This window comes from Enterobacter cloacae complex sp. 394F7, from assembly GCF_057320385.1.
Genome location: NZ_JBXWCS010000001.1, coordinates 140,391 through 159,248 on the forward strand (window position 1 = coordinate 140,391; position 18,858 = coordinate 159,248).

The 18,858-nt window shown below is 57.9% G+C and carries 13 protein-coding genes; 6 read left to right on the top strand and 7 right to left on the bottom strand.

The window, feature by feature from the left end:
* The first annotated feature begins 88 nt into the window (after positions 1–88).
* The 4 genes from AC2FAK_RS00735 (at position 89) to AC2FAK_RS00750 (ending at position 3,749) form a co-directional block, all read left to right on the top strand.
* On the top strand, positions 89–1,225 hold the full coding sequence (locus AC2FAK_RS00735; protein ID WP_095455128.1) for a lactonase family protein: 1,137 nt from the start codon (positions 89–91) through the stop codon (positions 1,223–1,225).
* 19 nt (positions 1,226–1,244) lie between these two features.
* The gene (locus tag AC2FAK_RS00740) at positions 1,245–3,155 is read left to right on the top strand and encodes a BglG family transcription antiterminator (protein ID WP_095455127.1); all 1,911 of its coding nucleotides are present in this window, start codon (positions 1,245–1,247) and stop codon (positions 3,153–3,155) included.
* 77 nt (positions 3,156–3,232) lie between these two features.
* Positions 3,233–3,475: a type II toxin-antitoxin system RelB/DinJ family antitoxin gene (locus AC2FAK_RS00745; protein ID WP_008501400.1), complete on the top strand. Its 243-nt coding sequence runs from the start codon at positions 3,233–3,235 to the stop codon at positions 3,473–3,475.
* Positions 3,465–3,749: a type II toxin-antitoxin system RelE family toxin gene (locus AC2FAK_RS00750; protein ID WP_038985641.1), complete on the top strand. Its 285-nt coding sequence runs from the start codon at positions 3,465–3,467 to the stop codon at positions 3,747–3,749. Before AC2FAK_RS00745 ends, AC2FAK_RS00750 begins: the two co-directional genes overlap by 11 nt.
* A gap of 3 nt (positions 3,750–3,752) precedes the next feature.
* Here the strand turns inward: AC2FAK_RS00750 and nrdG are convergent, their stop codons facing one another.
* The 5 genes from nrdG to treR all read right to left on the bottom strand — a co-directional run bounded on the left by nrdG (position 3,753) and on the right by treR (position 11,040).
* Entirely contained in the window at positions 3,753–4,217 is a 465-nt protein-coding gene (gene nrdG, locus AC2FAK_RS00755) for an anaerobic ribonucleoside-triphosphate reductase-activating protein (RefSeq protein WP_029883488.1), read from the bottom strand.
* A 122-nt stretch (positions 4,218–4,339) separates the two neighbouring features.
* The gene (gene nrdD, locus AC2FAK_RS00760; RefSeq protein WP_058660602.1) at positions 4,340–6,478 is read right to left on the bottom strand and encodes an anaerobic ribonucleoside-triphosphate reductase; all 2,139 of its coding nucleotides are present in this window, start codon (positions 6,476–6,478) and stop codon (positions 4,340–4,342) included.
* 373 nt (positions 6,479–6,851) lie between these two features.
* Entirely contained in the window at positions 6,852–8,495 is a 1,644-nt protein-coding gene (treC, locus tag AC2FAK_RS00765) for an alpha,alpha-phosphotrehalase (protein ID WP_095455126.1), read from the bottom strand.
* Between the two features lie 51 nt (positions 8,496–8,546).
* Entirely contained in the window at positions 8,547–9,965 is a 1,419-nt protein-coding gene (treB, locus tag AC2FAK_RS00770) for a PTS trehalose transporter subunit IIBC (protein WP_095453865.1), read from the bottom strand.
* A 127-nt stretch (positions 9,966–10,092) separates the two neighbouring features.
* Complete coding sequence (treR, locus tag AC2FAK_RS00775) at positions 10,093–11,040, bottom strand: trehalose operon repressor TreR (protein ID WP_095453863.1); 948 nt, start codon at positions 11,038–11,040, stop codon at positions 10,093–10,095.
* A 391-nt stretch (positions 11,041–11,431) separates the two neighbouring features.
* On the opposite strand from treR, the gene mgtA reads away from it, so the two are divergent.
* Both mgtA and AC2FAK_RS00785 read left to right on the top strand, forming a co-directional pair.
* Entirely contained in the window at positions 11,432–14,140 is a 2,709-nt protein-coding gene (gene mgtA, locus AC2FAK_RS00780; protein ID WP_058683249.1) for a magnesium-translocating P-type ATPase, read from the top strand.
* A gap of 203 nt (positions 14,141–14,343) precedes the next feature.
* Complete coding sequence (locus AC2FAK_RS00785; RefSeq protein ID WP_095455125.1) at positions 14,344–16,728, top strand: beta-N-acetylhexosaminidase; 2,385 nt, start codon at positions 14,344–14,346, stop codon at positions 16,726–16,728.
* A gap of 93 nt (positions 16,729–16,821) precedes the next feature.
* Here AC2FAK_RS00785 and gbpA read toward each other — a convergent pair whose 3' ends face one another.
* Both gbpA and ridA read right to left on the bottom strand, forming a co-directional pair.
* On the bottom strand, positions 16,822–18,276 hold the full coding sequence (gene gbpA / locus AC2FAK_RS00790) for an N-acetylglucosamine-binding protein GbpA (protein ID WP_095455124.1): 1,455 nt from the start codon (positions 18,274–18,276) through the stop codon (positions 16,822–16,824).
* Between the two features lie 131 nt (positions 18,277–18,407).
* Positions 18,408–18,794, bottom strand: coding sequence for a 2-iminobutanoate/2-iminopropanoate deaminase (gene ridA / locus AC2FAK_RS00795; RefSeq protein ID WP_006810315.1), 387 nt, complete (start codon positions 18,792–18,794; stop codon positions 18,408–18,410).
* Positions 18,795–18,858 lie beyond the last annotated feature (64 nt).

The window sequence follows — 18,858 nt, forward strand, 5'->3', positions numbered from 1 at the left end:
GGGGAGAGGGTGTAATCGTCCCCTCTCCCCTTTGGGGAGAGGGTTAGGGTGAGGGGGAAACACACCGCACAACCCCAAAGGAGCCACCATGCACACCCGTACCCTGCTCGTCGCTTCACTCTCTTTACTGGCTAACGCCGCTATCGCCCAGCCGCAGTACGCCTGGGTGGGCACCTATAACCCCAACGGGGAAGGGCTGTACCGCTTTACCGTCGACCCGAACACCGGTGCGCTCGGCGATAAAACGCTGGTGAGTCAGCTGCCGAACGCCGCGCAGCTGGCCGTCTCGCACGATGGCAAAACGCTGTATCTGGCAAGCGAAGTGGAGCAGGGCGTGTTGCAGGCGCTGCGGATAGATGATAACGGCGAGCTGAGCGAGCTGAATCAGGTCTCCTCCGGCGGTGCGGGGCCGGTCTATCTTTCGCTCACGCCGAACGGTCAGCATCTGCTGGTGGCGAACTACGTAAGCGGATCGATCGCAGTGCTGCCGATCAAAGCCGATGGCAGCCTGGGTGACGCCACGGATCGGCACCAGGATCAGGGTGAGCCAGGCGCTGCGAAACCGGAGGCGGCGGCAGAAGGCAGTTTTGCCATCAGCGATCATAATGGCCCCCATGCGCACATGATCGCCGCCGATCCGAGCGGGAAATATGTGTTTTCCACCGATCTGGGGCTGGATCGTATCTATCAGTACCGCTTTGACGATCGAACCGGCAAGCTGACGCCGAACGATCCACCGTTTATCAGCGCCTCCTCAAAAGGAGCCGGGCCGCGACACTTTGTCTTTACGCCGAAGGGGGATGGGCTGTGGCTGATTAACGAAGAGGCGTCTACGCTCACCCATTATACGCTGGACAGCAACGGCAGGCTGAAAGAGGGCAAAACGCTCTCCGCGCTGCCAGAAGGTTACAAAGGCACCAGTTTTGCGGCCGGACTGGCGCTGAGTGCAGATGGTAAACAGCTGTATGTGGCTAACCGTTTGCATAACAGCATCGGGCACTTTACCGTAACAGCGGAGGGCACGCTGACGCATCAGGACGATGTCTGGACGCGTGGCGACTACCCGCGCACCCTGACGCTCGATAAACAGGGGCGCTGGCTGTACGTCATGAACCAGCGCAGCGACAACATTACCCGTTTCCGCGTCGGTCAGGACGGCAAGCTAAGCTTTGAGTCAGACTATACCCCGGTCGGCAGCCCATCCCAGATGGTCATTTCACCCTGAGCAGTAAGAGGACAACGACGTGCGATTTCCGAACCAACGTTTAGCGCAACTTTTCGATCTGTTGCAAAACGAGACGCTGCCGCAGGACGAGCTGGCGCAGCGGCTGTCGGTCTCCACGCGAACCGTCCGGGCGGATATTTCCGCCCTGAACGCGCTGCTGGCAAGCCACGGCGCGCAGTTTATTCTCAGCCGCGGCAATGGCTACCAGCTCAAAATTGACGATGCGGTACGTTATCAGCAGCTACAGGCTTCCCATCCGCGCGCGCTGCGCATTCCCCGTACCGGGCCGGAGCGCGTGCATTATCTGGTGGTGCGTTTTCTCACCTCGGCGTTTTCACTCAAGCTGGAAGACCTGGCCGATGAGTGGTTCGTCAGCCGCGCCACGCTGCAGAGCGATATGGTGGAGGTGCGTGAGTGGTTCCACCGCTACAACCTGACGCTGGAAACGCGTCCACGCCATGGCATGAAGCTGTTTGGCAGTGAGATGGCGACCCGCGCCTGTCTGACCGATCTGCTCTGGGAACTGGCCCAGCAGGACAGCCTGAACCCGCTGGTGACCGACGTGGCGCTCAATGCCGGAGTAGCAGAGCAGATGGTGCCCGTACTGCACGAGGCGCTGACGCGGCATCACATCCGCCTGACCGACGAAGGCGAGCTGTTCCTGCGACTCTACTGCGCGGTGTCGGTGCGCCGCATCAGCGAGGGGTATCCACTGCCGGAATTCCACGCCGAAGATGTGGAAGAGAATGTGCGTGACGCGGCGAAAGATATCGCGGTGACCATTCAGCAGCTGGCGGGCAAAGCGCTTTCCCCTTCGGAAGAGAGCTGGCTGTGCGTGCATATCGCCGCGCGGCAGATCCAGGATATCGCGCCGAGTGCCATCAATGCGGATGACGACGAAGCGCTGGTCAACTACATCCTGCGCTATATCAACACCCACTATAACTACGACCTGCTCAGCGACGAGCAGCTGCATGCGGATCTGCTTACCCATATCAAAACCATGATCACCCGCGTGCGGTATCAAATCATGATCCCGAATCCGCTGCTGGATAACATCAAGCAGCACTATCCGATGGCGTGGGATATGACGCTGGCGGCAGTCTCAAGCTGGGGCAAATACACGCCGTATGTGATCAGCGAAAACGAGATTGGCTTCCTGGTGCTGCATATTGGCGTCGGGCTGGAGCGCCACTACAACATTGGCTACCAGCGCCAGCCGCGCGTGCTGCTGGTGTGCGATGCCGGTAATGCCATGGTGCGTATGATTGAGGCGGTGCTGCAGCGCAAATACCCGCAGATTGAGGTCACACGCACGCTTACGCTTCGCGAGTACGAGCAGACGGAATCCATTAGCGAAGACTTTGTGATCTCAACTGCCCGCGTCAGTGAAAAGTCTAAGCCGGTGGTGATGATCGCCCCGTTCCCGACGGACTACCAGCTGGAGCAGATTGGCAAGCTGGTGCTGGTGGACAGAACCCGTCCGTGGATGCTGGATAAATACTTCGACGCTGCGCATTTCCGTATTCTCAACGCCCCAGTGGACCAGCAAACGCTGTTCCGCGAGCTCTGCGTCCAGCTTGAAGAGGAGGGCTTTGTGGGGGCTGAGTTCCTCGACTCGGTCGTTGAGCGTGAAGCCATCGTCAGCACCATGCTAGGCGACGGCATCGCGCTGCCGCACTCCCTTGGCCTGCTGGCACAGAAAACGGTGGTCTATACCGTGCTCGCCCCGCACGGCGTCCAGTGGGGCGACGAAACCGCCCACGTTATCTTCCTGCTCGCCATCAGCAAAAGCGAATACGAAGAGGCGATGGCGATCTACGATATTTTCGTCACCTTCCTGCGCGAACGTGCGATGTCACGGCTTTGTAGCTGCGGAGATTTTGCCGAGTTTAAGGCGGTGGCGATGGAGAGTTTGAGCCGGTTTTGAGAGGCGTTATCCAGAATTCGATGTAATGCGAATGTAATGCTAAACTGCATTACACATTCGATTCTCCTGGAGGCATAATGGCTACGCTTAACGTCCGTCTGGATGACAAACTCAAAAACGAGGCTTATGCCGTGCTGGAAAAACTCAATATCACCCCAACAGAAGCCGTGCGACTCCTGTTTCAGTATGTCGCCGAGACGGGACGCATGCCGGTGAAAACGGTCACGATTAGCGACAGCGAAGATGCGCTGATACAGACAGTCCGAGAGCGACTGGCTAATCCGCAAAAGGGAATTAAGGTTAGTCTGGATGACTTATGAACTGGAATTTGACCCGAGGGCGTTAAAAGAGTGGAGCAAGCTGGGGGAGACTGTAAAAAAGCAGTTCAGGAAGAAACTTGCCGGGGTGTTGGTAAACCCCCGGATCGAATCGGCCCGTCTGCATAATCTGCCTGATTGCTACAAAATAAAACTCAGATCCCAGGGTTACCGTTTGGTCTATCAGGTTCAGGACAACGTGGTAACGGTAGTTGTCATCGCTATTGGGAAAAGAGAGAAATTAACCGTGTATCACGATGCTAACAAACGGCTATAGCGTTCAGCGCAAATGATGCACAACCTGGTTACTGCTGCCGCGCCAGATAAGCGCCGGGTCTTTTAAATCCTGTACAAATTTGCCGTCGACCAGCACGTTAATCAGATCCACCACTTCCCTTTGCTGCGCGTTCAGCTCGTCCAGCTTATAGCCCGTCCAGACCCAGATATCTTTTCCTGCGCACTCGCGGCGAATGCGTTTCACCAGCTTCAGGATCTCCGGCACGTTTTGCGGGTGCAGCGGATCGCCGCCGGAGAGCGAAATCCCCTGACGTTTGATGCGAGTGTCGTTGAGGTCGTTAATGATCCGGTCTTCCATCTCGGCGGTAAACGGCATGCCGGAATTGAGCCGCCAGGTGCTTTTGTTGTAGCAGCCAGGGCATTCGTGCACGCAACCTGAGACAAAAAGAGTGCAGCGGGTGCCGGGGCCGTTAACGATGTCGACGGGGTAGTACTGGTGATATCGCATAGAAATGTCCAGAGAATGTATGCGCGCTGATGCCCTCACCCCGGCCCTCTCCCACGGGGAGAGGGGGAAGAGTTCCCTCTCCCTTGAGGGAGAGGGCCAGGGTGAGGGGGAGAACACGGAACTTAACCGATCTGCCCATTCCCTAAATGCTTCACGCGGCGTTTCACCTCTTCCTGCTTACCGGCGTTGAACGGACGCGCATCCGGGCTGCCAAGATAGCCGCACACGCGGCGGGTTACCGATACGCGGGCCGCATCGTGGTTGCCGCATTTCGGGCAGGTAAAGCCTTTACTGGTACACTCAAACTCGCCGGTAAAGCCGCACTCGTAGCACTCATCGATAGGCGTATTGGTGCCGTAATACGGCACGTGCTGATAGCTGTAATCCCACACGTCTTCCAGCGCTTTAAGGTTGTGCTGGATGTTCGGGTATTCGCCGTAGCAGATAAAGCCGCCGCTGGCGATAGGGGGATAGGCCGCTTCAAAGTCAATTTTGTCGTACGGGTTAACCTTTTTCTCCACGTCCAGGTGGAAGCTGTTGGTGTAGTAACCTTTGTCAGTCACCCCTTCCACAATACCGAACTCGGCGGTGTCCAGACGGCAGAAACGGTCACACAGGTTTTCGCTCGGCGTACTGTACAGGCTAAAGCCGTAGCCGGTCTCTTCTTTCCACTGGTCAACGGCATCGCGCAGGCGCTGAACAATGGCGATGCCTTTCTCGCGCAGCGCGTCGCTGTCATACATATGCGTGTTGCCAAACAGGGCGTTGATGGTTTCGTGAATGCCGATATAGCCCAGCGAGATCGACGCACGACCGTTTTTGAAGATCTCAGACACATCGTCGTCCGCTTTCAGACGCACGCCGCAGGCCCCTTCCATATAGAGGATTGGCGCGACACGGGCTTTCACCCCTTCCAGACGGGCGATGCGGGTCATCAGCGCTTTACGTGCCAGCTGTAAACGCTCATCCAGCAGCGCCCAGAAGACGTCTTCATTTCCTTTGGCTTCCAGCGCGATGCGCGGCAGGTTCAGGCTGATCACGCCCAGGTTGTTGCGGCCGTCATGCACCTGCTCACCATTTTCGTCCTCATACACGCCGAGGAAGCTGCGACAGCCCATCGGGGTTTTAAACGAACCGGTGACTTTCACCACCTGGTCGTAGTTCAGAATGTCCGGATACATACGCTTGCTCGCGCACTCCAGCGCCAGCTGTTTAATGTCGTAGTTCGGGTCACCAAACTTATGGTTCAGACCGTCGCGGATGGCGAAGACCAGTTTCGGGAACACCGCCGTTTTGCGGTTTTTGCCAAGACCGGAGATACGGTTACGCAGAATGGACTGCTGAATCAGACGCGACTCCCAGCTGGTTCCCAGACCAAAGCCGAACGTGACAAACGGCGTCTGACCATTAGCGGTATGCAGCGTGTTCACCTCGTACTCCAGCGACTGGAACGCGTCATAGCACTCTTTCTCGGTGCGGGAATGGGCGTAGCCGTCGGCATCGGGGATCTGCCACTCTTCCGCCGTTTTACGGTGCTTCTTAAAGCTTGCAGTAACAAATGGGGCCAGCACTTCATCAATGCGGTTAATGGTGGTGCCGCCGTAAATGTGGCTCGCGACCTGGGCGATAATCTGCGCCGTGACGGCCGTCGCCGTGGAGATAGACTTCGGCGGCTCAATCTCGGCGTTACCCATTTTAAAACCGTGGGTCAGCATGCCTTTGAGGTCGATCAGCATGCAGTTAAACATCGGGAAGAACGGCGAGTAGTCGAGATCGTGGTAGTGGATCTCACCGCGCTCGTGCGCCGATACCACGTCGCGCGGCAACAGATGCTGACGGGCGTAGTGTTTAGCCACGATGCCGGCCAGCAGGTCGCGCTGGGTCGGGATCACCTTGCTGTCTTTATTGGCGTTTTCATTGAGCAGGGCGGAGTTGGTCTGCTCGACCAGACCCCGGATTTCCTGATTCAGGCGGCCGCGCTTCTCACGCTGGACGTCGCGGTCGTGGCGGTACTCAATATAAGCGCGCGCTAACTGCTTGTAAGGACCAGACATCAGCTGGTTCTCAACCGCAGTCTGGATCTCGCTGATATCCACCTGGCTGCGTTCGTTCATCTGGCGGCTAACGACGTCTGCGACGGTGGCGCAGTAATCTGCGTCATCGACTCCCGCTGCTTTAGCTGCACGCAGAATGGCTTCCTGAATGCGCTCTGATTTAAACGGCACTTTACAGCCATCACGTTTCATCACATGCGGTGTCATGATCACTCCATTTTAAAAACAGGTTATCCACAGAGGTGGGGAAGTATGCACCGGGTGGATTATCAGCCAGCCCAATGACTTCCCGCGTTCCCGACCCTTGTTATCCACAATCCCGGAGAGCGGAGTCGCCGTGTTGTTGTTGGAATAGTAGACGATAAATACAAGATGTTGGGTCGGCCAGCATTTTAAGTGCTACATATAGTGATTTGCATCAAACATGTTTGCGATTTTTTTGATTCAGAACAAAGTAAAAAGACGAGAGTACAAACGGCGGGCGCTGGAGCGAATGTAAATCCGCAAAGGAAAAATCTGATTAATTATTCAACAAAAACAGTAAAGTAAGCCGGGCGCTGCTGTTACGCCCGGCGGGAGATTACGCCTGTAGCCACCAGACGGCTTCAAACGGACGTAGCGTGGCGGTATGTGGGGCCGGGTAGTTACTCATGACGGCCTGCCACTCACCACTGAGAACGCCTGATTCCCATTCATGAGACTGATGGCTGAGGTTAGCCACCACCACCAGGGTTTGCCCCTGCCACTGGCGGCGATAACACCACAGGAACGGATGTTCCGGCAGCAGATCCTGATAATCGCCCCACGTCAGCACCGGCAGGGTTTTGCGCAGGCGAATCAGCGACTGGTAGGTATAAAACACCGAATCAGGATCGTCCAGCGCCGCGCGGGCGTTGACCGTCTCGTAGTTGTCGCAGACGCCAATCCACGGCTCACCTTCGGTAAAGCCCGCATTGTGCGAGGCATCCCACTGCATCGGCGTGCGCCCGTTATCGCGCGACTTACTCGCCAGAATCGCCAGGAGTTCGTTCGGATCGCGGCCGTTAGCTCGCAGTTCGGCGAACATGTTCAGGCTTTCCACGTCGCGGTAATCAGTGATGCGGCTGAAGTGCGGGTTGGTCATGCCAAGCTCTTCACCCTGATAGATATACGGCGTGCCCTGCATCCCGTGCAGCACCATGCCGAGCATCTTCGCGGCAGCCACGCGGTGTTCCCCTTCATCACCAAAGCGCGACACGATGCGCGGCTGGTCGTGGTTACACCAGAACAGCGCGTTCCACGCTTTGTTGTGCATCCCTTGCTGCCAGTGGGTAAACAGGGTTTTCAGCGCCACGAAGTCCGGCTTCGCCTTCGTCCACTTTTCGCCGCCGGGGTAATCCACCTTCAGATGATGGAAGTTAAAGGTCATCGACAGCTCGCGCCCGTCAAGAGACGCATACTGCTGGCAGTTCTCCAGCGAGGTGGAGGACATCTCGCCCACCGTCATCAGATTACGCGGCGTAAAGACGTCGCGGCTCATCTCCTGGAGATATTCATGAATGCGCGGCCCATCGGTGTAGAAGCGGCGACCGTCGCCAATATCGTCATTCGGGAAAGCCTGGTCTTTCGAAATCAGGTTAATCACATCCAGACGCAGGCCATCCACGCCGCGATCGGCCCAGAACTCGCACACCTTTTTCAGCTCGGCGCGCACGGCCGGATTCTCCCAGTTGAGATCCGCCTGCTCCGGGGCGAAGAGGTGCAGATAATACTGCTCGCTCTCGGCGTGCCAGCGCCAGGCGTTGCCGCCGAATTTGGAGCGCCAGTTGTTGGGAAGCTGCTCCGGCGTGCCGTCGCGCCAGATATAAAACTGGCGGTACGGGCTGGCTTTATTCAGTGATTCACGGAACCAGGCGTGCTGGGTTGACGTGTGGTTAAACACCATATCCAGCACGATGCGAATGCCGCGTTCATGCGCCTGGGCGACCAGCTCGTCAAGGTCATCCAGCGTGCCGTACGCCGGGTCGATGGCGGTGTAATTCGCCACGTCGTAGCCGTTATCCACCTGCGGGGAGATGTAAAACGGCGTCAGCCAGATGGCGTCAATACCGAGGGTTTTCAGGTAGTCCAGCCGCTGCGTCACGCCGCGCAGATCGCCGGTGCCGCTGCCGGTCGTGTCCTGGAAACTTTTTGGGTAAATCTGATAGATGACGCCGTTCTGCCACCAGTGAGGAAGGGTATTCATAATGCGTTCCTGCAAATGCGAAGGGGCGCAACTGCGCCCCGAAAGATGAAGTTAAACAATCTGCAACGTGCCCTGACGGAACTTACGCTGGTAAACCACGGTGGTGAGCGCCATTGGGACGATAATCGCTACCGCCATCGCCAGGGCAAACACCTGCCAGAAAGTGGGCTGGATGGAGAGGATGCCCGGCAGCCCGCCGACGCCAATCCCGTTCGCCATCACCCCGTTCAGGCCGCACAGCAGGCCCGCCAGACCGGAACCGATCATCGCGCAGAGCATCGGGAAGCGGTATTTCAGGTTGATACCGTACATCGCCGGTTCGGTGACCCCGAGATACGCGGAGATGGCGGCCGGGACGGAAATTTCACGCTCGTTATGCTTACGGCTGACCAGAATAATGCCCGTTACGGCAGATGCCTGAGCGATGTTAGACAGCGCGATAATCGGCCAGACCGGCGTGCCGCCAAGGCTCTGGATCATCTGCATATCAATCGCCAGCGTGGTCTGGTGTACGCCGGTGATCACCAGCGGGGCGTACAGGAAGCCGAACAGCGCGGCACCAATCGGCGCGAAGCTGCCGGTCATCAGGTGACGGACGGCAAAGGCCACACCGTCGCCGATCATGCGGCCAAACGGACCGATAAAGGCGTGCGCCAGGAACACCGCCAGGATCAGCGAGCAGACCGGCACCACCACCAGATAGAGGTAATCTGGCACGATGCGTTTCAGGCGCGTCTCAATAAAGCCCAGCGCCAGACCCGCCAGCAGTGCCGGAATAACCTGCGCCTGATAACCCACTTTGGCGATGGTGAACAGGCCAAAGTTCCACACTTCCGGCGCCTGCTGGCCAAGTAAGTAAGCGTTCATTAACTGCGGAGAGACCAGCGTTACGCCGAGTACGATACCCAGAATCGGGGTACCGCCCATTTTACGCACGGCGGACCAGCAAATCCCCACCGGCAGATAGAAGAAGATCGCTTCGCCAATCAGCCACAGGAAGTCGTAAATGGTTTTCAGCGCCGGGTACATCTGCGCCAGGGTTTTGCCGTCGCTCATCGGCACATCACCGATGACGTTACGGAAGCCTAAAATTAAGCCCCCGCTGATCAGCGCCGGCAGCAGCGGGAAGAAGATCTCTGCGAAGTGGGAGATAAGCTGCTCATGCCATTTCATATTCTGGCGCGCGGCCTTTTTGGCCTGCTCTTTATCTGCCGCGTTGTGCCCGGTAGTGGCGAGCAGAGCCTGATAGTAATCGCCCACTTCGGTACCAATAACCACCTGGAACTGCCCGGCGTTGGTGAAGCAGCCTTTCACCATCGAAAGCGCTTCAATCGCTTTCGGATTGGCTTTGGCCGGATCGTTCAACACGAAGCGCAGGCGGGTAATACAATGGCTGACCGTCGCGATGTTTTCGCGACCGCCCACCAGGACGATCAGCTGATCGATATCTGCTTGTTTGACTTTACTCATCATGAAACCTCATGACAGATGGGAGGGGTGTAATGACCTGAGCGCAAGCCTACTCCTTCAGCGGGACGGCGAAAATGGGAACGTTCCCGAAATCGGGCGAAGATCACAATAAACCGATTTATGGCGGTTATGAAAGATGGACGGGAATGACGATTTGGCGGGGTTCTGCGCGCCCGTTGATCTGCTCAATCAGCTGTGCGGCGGCCTGACGGCCGGACTCGGCGTAGCCCGGATCGACGGTGATGATCTCCGGGTGCAGGAACTTCATCAGCGGGGTACTGCCTACGCTGGCGACCTGCAGCTCGTCGATGCGCTGTTCCTGTAAATATTTGCTCGCACCCAGCGCCAGGGTATCGGTCGCGCACACCAGCGCGGTGGTCTGCGGGGTCAGCACGCTGGCGACTTGCTCATAGCCCTGCTTCATGCCAAGCCCGGGCAGGGAGGCCACGGCAGAGAGGTTGTGCTTTTTGCAAAACGCCAGATAGGCTTCGTGACGGCGTTTGCCGGTGGTGACGTCCGCGTGCGGTACGCCAAGATAGCTGATATGACGATGGCCTTTTTCGTACAGGCGCTGCATCAGGGTAATAATCGCCCCTTCATCGTCATAGCAGACGGAGGCAAATCCGTGGGCATCGCGTGCCAGCAAGACCAGCGAGGGTTGCCAGGGTTTGAGCATCTCCTCTTTAATGCCGGTAAAGCCAAACAGGACCACCCCGTCGATGTTGCGTCGCGCCAGCATCCCCAGGTGCTCTTCCACCAGCTGTGGCAAGAACTGGCTCTCCATCATGATTGGATCGTAACCCTGCTCATAGAAGGCGGGCAGCATGGTCTGTACGGCGAGGTTTTCAGAGAGGGAATCCAGACGCGAGACAATAATGGCGACCACTTTATCGCTCTGTCCGCGCATGGCGCGTGCGGAACGGGAAGGGGAAAACCCGTGCTGATTCATCACCGCCTCGACGCGCTCGCGCGTGCGTTCGCTGACACCGCTCTCGTTGTTCAGCACGCGCGACACGGTGGATTTCCCCACGCCGCTTAAACGCGCAATGTCTTTAATCGTAAGGCGGTTTTGCATGCTGTATTCCCTGTAACAACGATAACGGTGTCAAATGAGCCTAATGCTATAGCGCTAATTCGCTATGGGCAAAGTCTGGTTTACGTTCGGTTTATTTGAGGGTGGGTATAATACCGCCCGACGCGCCGCTTAGGGTACGGTTAAATCCTTATACTGCGCGGCGTACCCCTTATTTTTACTTACCGGAGGCGACATGGATCCCGATCCCACACCTCTCCTGACCAGGAGAACCCCTTCTTTCCGGTAAGCCAGCCTTGTGCTGTCTCACCGGTGATGTGAGGCAGCAACGTTCTGAACGTTCCTGCTTGAAAATTTAAGTGCCTGTCAGGTACGGCTTTGCCACGCCTGCAGGAAAGACTGCGTCCGCCCAGGCGGATGCGGGGGAATGACTATGTTTAAAAATATCACCCGGCAGCTACAGGCGCTGCTGAGCCGCCACCTGCCACACCGTCTGGTTCAGCGCGATCCGCTGCCAAACGGCAAAAATTTCTCCGGCGCCACTATTCCCGCCAGCCTCACCGAGCGCTGCCTCAACGTGGCGGCGATGGATGAGAACGAAGTCTGGCGCGCCTTTAACGGACACCCGGAAGGGCTGAATGCGGCTGAAGTGCAAAAAATCCGGGCCGTGCATGGCGACAACCTCATCCCGGCGCAAAAACCGGCGCCGTGGTGGGTGCATCTGTGGATCTGCTACCGCAATCCCTTCAACCTGCTGCTGACCGTGCTGGGCATTATCTCTTACGCCACTGAAGATCTGTTTGCCGCGGGCGTTATCGCCCTGATGGTGGGGATCTCCACGCTGCTGAACTTTATTCAGGAAGCGCGCTCCACCAAAGCGGCGGATGCCCTGAAGGCGATGGTCAGCAACACCGCGACCGTGTCGCGAGTCATTAACGATCTGGGTGAAAACGCCTGGGTCGAACTGCCCATCGACCAGCTGGTGCCGGGCGATCTGGTGAAGCTCGCCGCCGGGGATATGATCCCGGCGGATTTACGCATCATCCAGGCGCGCGATCTGTTCGTGGCCCAGGCCTCGCTCACCGGGGAGTCCCTGCCGGTGGAAAAGGTGGCGCGAACTCGCGATCCGCAGCAGATGAACCCGCTTGAGTGCGACACCCTGTGCTTTATGGGCACCACGGTGGTTAGCGGCACGGCGCAGGCGATTGTCACCGCCACCGGCGGCAATACCTGGTTTGGTCAGCTTGCCGGACGTGTGACAGAGCAGGAGAGCGAGCCGAATGCGTTCCAGAAAGGGATTGGCCGTGTCAGCATGCTGCTGATCCGCTTTATGATGGTGATGACGCCGATTGTGCTGCTGATCAACGGCTACACCAAAGGCGACTGGTGGGAAGCCGCGCTGTTTGCGCTCTCCGTGGCGGTTGGCTTAACGCCGGAAATGCTGCCGATGATTGTCACCTCCACCCTGGCGCGCGGGGCGGTGAAGCTGTCAAAACAGAAGGTGATCGTCAAACACCTCGACGCCATTCAGAACTTTGGCGCGATGGACATTCTCTGCACCGACAAAACCGGCACGCTGACGCAGGATAAAATCGTGCTGGAGAACCACACCGATATCGCCGGTAAAACCAGCGAACGCGTGCTGCACAGCGCCTGGCTGAACAGCCACTACCAGACCGGGCTGAAAAATCTGCTCGATGTTGCGGTGCTGGAAGGGGTGGATGAAGAGTCTGCCCGCTCACTCTCTGGCCGCTGGCAGAAGGTGGATGAGATCCCGTTCGATTTTGAGCGCCGCCGGATGTCGGTGGTGGTCAGCGAGCAGCCGGATGTGCACCAGCTGATCTGCAAAGGCGCGTTGCAGGAGATCCTCAATGTTTCCACCCAGGTTCGCTACAACGGTGACATCGTGCCGCTGGACGACACCATGCTGCGCCGCATCAAACGCGTCACGGATAACCTGAACCGTCAGGGGCTGCGGGTGGTGGCGGTGGCGAGCAAATTCCTGCCTGCACGCGAGGGAGACTATCAGCGTATCGACGAATCCGATCTGATCCTCGAGGGTTATATCGCATTCCTCGATCCGCCGAAAGAGACCACCGCTCCGGCGCTGAAAGCGCTGAAGGCCAGCGGGATCACCGTGAAAATCCTTACCGGCGACAGCGAGCTGGTGGCCGCCAAAGTGTGCCACGAAGTGGGGCTGGACGCGGGTGACGTGGTAGTAGGCAGCGATATCGAACACCTCAGTGACGACGAGCTGGCTCAGCTTGCCCGGCACACCACGCTGTTTGCCCGCCTGACGCCGATGCATAAAGAGCGCATCGTCACCCTGCTTAAGTGCGAAGGGCACGTGGTGGGCTTTATGGGCGACGGTATCAACGACGCGCCCGCGCTGCGTGCGGCGGATATCGGTATCTCCGTGGACGGGGCGGTGGACATCGCCCGCGAAGCGGCAGACATCATCCTGCTGGAAAAGAGCCTGATGGTGCTGGAAGAGGGCGTGATCGAAGGGCGTCGGACTTTTGCCAACATGCTGAAATACATCAAAATGACCGCCAGCTCCAACTTCGGTAACGTCTTCAGCGTGCTGGTGGCGAGCGCGTTTCTGCCGTTCCTGCCGATGCTGCCGCTGCATCTGCTGATCCAGAACCTGATGTACGATGTCTCTCAGGTGGCGATCCCGTTTGATAACGTCGACGACGAGCAGATCCAGAAGCCGCAGCGCTGGAACCCGGCGGATCTGGGGCGTTTTATGCTCTTCTTTGGCCCGATCAGCTCCATCTTTGACATCCTGACCTTCTGCCTGATGTGGTTTGTGTTCCACGCCAATACGCCGGAACATCAGACCCTGTTCCAGTCCGGCTGGTTCGTGGTGGGGCTGCTGTCGCAAACGCTGATTGTGCATATGATCCGCACCCGTCGTATTCCGTTCATCCAGAGCCGTGCCGCCTGGCCGCTGATTGTGATGACGGGGATTGTGATGGCGCTCGGCATCGCGCTGCCGTTCTCACCGTTGGCCAGCTACCTGCAGCTGCAGGCGCTGCCGCTGAGCTACTTCCCGTGGCTGGTGGCGATCCTCGCGGGCTATATGGTGCTGACGCAGATGGTGAAAGGGTTTTACGCGCGTCGGTATGGGTGGCAGTAAGTTATGTTAGCCGGGTGGCGGCTTCGCCTTACCCGGCCTACTACCCGAAACGTAGGCCCGGTAAGCGCAGCGCCACCGGGCAATAGCTTTCCTCCCAAATTCAACAACCTGTGATCTCCGTCGGCGCATTCGCTTGACGACAAATTGAGCGCATGTTACCAGAATGTTTTGCCTGTATTTGGCCCGTCAGATAAGGAACATTCATGTTACGGTACAGCCTCTTAACCGCCGGGCTGCTGCTCGGCGCGTCAGCGTTTGCCGCCCCGGCAGGCGATCTTCCCCTGATGCCCTGGCCTGCGAAGGTTGAACGCCCGACCACTCAGGGCGCGCTGGTGCTTAATAATCAACTCTCCGTAAGCGTCAGCGGAGACGATCTCGGTGACGCCGTTAACCGCCTGCGCCAGCGTATTGCCCTGCAAACCGGCTGGACGCTGCAGCCCCAGACCGACAAACCCGAAAAACCGACCATCCGCATTGCCATCGCCAAAAAAGTGAAGCCGCAGCCGCTGCCGGACAGCGACGAAAGCTACAGGCTGACGGTGGATGCCAACGGGGTGGATATCTCCGCCAATACCCGTTTCGGCGCGCTGCGTGCCATGGAAACGCTGCTCCAGCTGGTGCAAAACGGCGCGGAAAACACCTCTGTACCGTGGGTGACCATTGAAGATTCCCCGCGCTTCCCGTGGCGCGGGCTGCTGCTGGACTCGGCGCGCCACTTTATCCCGCTGGCGGATATCAAACGCCAGATCGACGGTATGGCCGCGGCAAAACTCAACGTGCTGCACTGGCATTTAACCGACGATCAGGGCTGGCGTTTCAGCTCAAAGCGCTATCCTAAGCTGACCCAGCTTGCCAGCGACGGGCTGTTCTACACGCCAGAGCAGATGCGCGAGATTGTCCGCTATGCTGCCGAGCGCGGTGTCCGCGTGGTGCCGGAGATCGATATGCCAGGCCACGCCTCGGCCATTGCCGTGGCCTACCCGGCGCTGATGAGCGCGCCGGGGCCGTACGAAATGGAGCGCCACTGGGGAGTCTTAAAGCCGGTGCTGGATCCGACCAAAGAGGCCACTTACGCCTTTGCTGACGCGATGGTCAGCGAACTGGCAGCGATCTTCCCCGATCCTTATCTGCACATCGGTGGCGATGAGGTGGATGACAGCCAGTGGAAAGCGAATCCGGCCATTCAGCAGTTTATGCGCGACCACAAGCTGGCGGACAGCCACGCGCTGCAGGCGTATTTCAACCGCAAGCTGGAAACGATCCTTGAAAAACACCACCGGCAGATGGTGGGCTGGGATGAGATCTACCATCCCGATCTGCCCAAAAGCATTCTGATCCAGTCCTGGCAGGGGCAGGATGCGCTGGGACAGGTGGCGCAGAACGGCTACAAAGGGATCCTCTCGACGGGCTTCTATCTCGATCAGCCGCAGTCCACCGCTTACCACTACCGCAATGAGATCGTGCCGCAGGCCTTAAACGGCGTGGACGTGATTGCCGACACCGACAGCGCCCAGAGCTGGGCCTTCTCCATGCCTCGTCTGAAAGGCAAGCCGGTCGAAGGCAGCTTTACGCTGGTGAAAGGGGAGTCCGGCTGGCGCGGATTTATTGATTTTGCCGGCAAGTCCCGCCGCGCGGTGGACAACATTGCGTGGCGCGATGACAATCAGGTGACGTTTACCGTTGATACCTGGATGGGCGAAACGCGCCCGGTGGTGTCGGTTGATAACGATAAGCTCACGGGTTATTTCCTGGTGGGGAATGTCCGCTACCCGATCAGCGGCACGCGTCTGGATGAGGTTCCTAAAGGCACTCCGCCGGTAGTGCCGGATATCGCGCATCAGGTTAATCTGCTTGGCGGAGAAGCCGCGCTGTGGGCGGAAAACGTGGTGGCACCGGTGCTGGATATCCGTCTGTGGCCGCGTACCTTTGCGGTGGCGGAGCGGTTATGGTCCGCGCAGGATGTTACCGATGTCGACAACATGTACACCCGCCTGCAGGCGATGGACAGCTGGTCGACGGTCTCGGTCGGGCTGCAGCAGCACACCCAGCAGCAGGTGCAGTTCACGCGCCTTGCCGGGAATGCCGATACGCTGCCGCTGCAAATCCTCGCCCAGGCGGTGGAGCCTGCGCAGTATTACACTCGTCAGCATCTCAAATTCCAGGCCGGAAACTACCATCAGTTTGAGCCGCTCAACCGCTTCGCGGATGCGCTGAACGCTGAAAGCGCCACCGTGCGCCAGATGAACAAATGGGCCGACCGTCTGGTGAGCGACGCCGAGGATACCGAAAGTGCCGACGCGCTGCGCCATGTGTTTAACCGCTGGCAGAGCAATATCAGCGACGCGCTGGCACTGAGTGAAAACAGCTATCAGCTGAAGGCGATCAAGCCGGTGATTCAGGAGGTGGATAAGCTGGCCTCGATTGGCCTGAGGCTCACCGATCTGGTGGCGCGTCAGGGCACGCTGGACGATAAAGAGATCGCCTCAATTCAGAGCGAGCTGGATAACGCGGCGAAGGTTCAGGACGAAGTGGTGATTGCGGCGGTGTACCCGCTGGAGACGCTGCTGCGCGCGACGCGGAATCAGTAGGAAAAACCCCCTCACCCCAACCCCTCTCCCCAAAGGGGCGAGGGGCTCGATCGGTTCCCTCTCCCCTTTGGGGAGAGGGTTAGGGTGAGGGGACTAGTGCTTAAGCACCCACGCCTCTTTCCAGTGTGAACCGGTGCCCGGCTCAAACTGGGTCGCATACTTGCTCCACTGCACGCAGTAGCCGCTGTACGGGAAAGGCTTACACTGGTAGGTCTTACCGTCTTTTGGCTGCAGCACCACGGTGCCTGCTTTGTACGACGCGATGTTATCCGGGAAGATGTAATCATGCTGACCGGTGCTGTTGTCCGCCGCGGCTTCCTCTTCCAGCATCAGGTTCAGCACATCCTGCGCAAACAGCGTGCCGTCTTTATTGGTGGCGTAGTACTTCAGCATGTGGTGACCCGCCTCAACGCCGGTCAGCGTCAGGGTGACGTCCTGATTCACGTTATTCATCTCCTGCTTCAGGTACCCTTTTTCCGCCCCGTGATGGTTCATGACGTGGGCTTCGAAATCGACGTTACCGTGGGTATTCACATGGAAGGTGACGGTCGCATTGCCGTTCTCGATTTTGCTGTAGTGCAAATTGCTGACGGCGATGGTTTCATTGACCTCTGCCTTCTGCTCTTCGTACGAAATCGCAACGGACTGCAGGGCGCTGCCCTCTTTGACGAATACGCTGTTCGCGCCATGGACCGGGCTAATCTCGCCGCCCTCATCCTTCACGCCGACGCGAATGTCCTGGTGCGCGGTGTTAATTTTCTGCGCCAGATCGTACGACCACTGGTTAGCATCCCCCTGCGCGGCCGTGGCGATCGTTATTTCTGTGCGCAGGGAGGTTACTTCACCGTGCGCATCGAAGAAGCGGGCAATGACCTTATCGCCGACGTTCAGGTTATTTCCTGCAATCTGGCCGCTGAGGACCTTGCTCCACTCTGATTCGATGCTGGCACCGTCATCCGGGGTAACATTGCCGCCGTTACCAAAATCAACGTCAATGGCCTGGTAGAAACTGTTTGAGGTATCCGCTATTTCCCAGACGCCATAAATCACCTGGTAACCCGTTCGCGCAGGTACATTACAGGTCATGGCTTTGCGCATCGCGGGGGCCTGGCCATTTCCATTCACGGTACAGAACGGGGTTAATTCAAACTGATCGCGGTTCAGGGGTTTATTCGGATCCCAGTTTTGTTTGGTGATGTAGTAACGCCAGTTGGTGGTTTTGTGCGGCGCGGTGTGATACCAGACAAACTCATGCGGGCCGGCGGTCATGGGGCTTTTCGTCCACGCGTTCAGGCTCTGTTTATCCAGCTGGGAGTAATTCGCAATCCCCGCGCTGGCAAGCTGGCCGTCTGGCGGCATCGCACCGCCCGGGAAGCCGGAGGTTTTCTCCACGCTCTGCGGTTCATACTGAACGGAGCCACAGTCAATGTTTTGACCGAGCTTGCACATATAAGCGCGGCTGGCAGGAGACTCAATATATCCGTGCGCTAAAGCGGATGAGGCAACGGTCAGGGTCGCCATCGCAAGGGCAATCTTTGATAATTTCATTGTTAGTCCATTAATAATAAATACGCAGGGTGATGTTATTAATGGCGGGTGGGGAAGGTCATGCTGTGGTGAGAGGAAAAATAACCAAAAAAAATGGACAGCCGAAGCCGCCCATTCTCTGCTGCTATCAATCAGCGACGTACGGCAATCGCTTCGATTTCAATTTTCACGTCTTTTGGCAGACGAGCCACTTCCACGCAGGAGCGCGCCGGGAAAGAGGCGTTATGCTCGGTGAAGAACGCTTCATAAGTGGCGTTAACGGTGGCGAAATCGTTCAGATCTTTCACGAAAACGGTGGTTTTCACGATGTCGCCCACTTTCAGGCCTGCGGATTCCACGATCGCCTGCACGTTTTCCAGCGACTGACGCGCCTGCGCCGCTACGTCGGCTGGCACTTCACCGGTCTTCGGGTTCACCGGGATCTGGCCAGAGGTAATAATCATGCTACCCAGATCAACGCCCTGAACGTATGGGCCGATAGCCGCTGGTGCATTTTCCGTCGCGAGTACTTTGGTCATGATTTCTCCAGAATAACAGCTGATTTAAGAGTCCCGGCCATTATAGGGAGGCCGGGATCCTTTA

Bases quoted from the DNA above. Each gene is read 5' to 3' on its own strand.
- AC2FAK_RS00750 (WP_038985641.1), top strand. From the start codon at position 3,465: ATGACTTATGAACTGGAATTTGACCCGAGGGCGTTAAAAGAGTGGAGC.
- ridA (WP_006810315.1), bottom strand. From the start codon at position 18,794: ATGACCAAAGTACTCGCGACGGAAAATGCACCAGCGGCTATCGGCCCA.
- AC2FAK_RS00745 (WP_008501400.1), top strand. From the start codon at position 3,233: ATGGCTACGCTTAACGTCCGTCTGGATGACAAACTCAAAAACGAGGCT.
- treB (WP_095453865.1), bottom strand. From the start codon at position 9,965: ATGAGTAAAGTCAAACAAGCAGATATCGATCAGCTGATCGTCCTGGTG.
- nrdG (WP_029883488.1), bottom strand. From the start codon at position 4,217: ATGCGATATCACCAGTACTACCCCGTCGACATCGTTAACGGCCCCGGC.
- AC2FAK_RS00735 (WP_095455128.1), top strand. From the start codon at position 89: ATGCACACCCGTACCCTGCTCGTCGCTTCACTCTCTTTACTGGCTAAC.
- treC (WP_095455126.1), bottom strand. From the start codon at position 8,495: ATGAATACCCTTCCTCACTGGTGGCAGAACGGCGTCATCTATCAGATT.
- AC2FAK_RS00785 (WP_095455125.1), top strand. From the start codon at position 14,344: ATGTTACGGTACAGCCTCTTAACCGCCGGGCTGCTGCTCGGCGCGTCA.
- gbpA (WP_095455124.1), bottom strand. From the start codon at position 18,276: ATGAAATTATCAAAGATTGCCCTTGCGATGGCGACCCTGACCGTTGCC.
- treR (WP_095453863.1), bottom strand. From the start codon at position 11,040: ATGCAAAACCGCCTTACGATTAAAGACATTGCGCGTTTAAGCGGCGTG.
- mgtA (WP_058683249.1), top strand. From the start codon at position 11,432: ATGTTTAAAAATATCACCCGGCAGCTACAGGCGCTGCTGAGCCGCCAC.
- nrdD (WP_058660602.1), bottom strand. From the start codon at position 6,478: ATGACACCGCATGTGATGAAACGTGATGGCTGTAAAGTGCCGTTTAAA.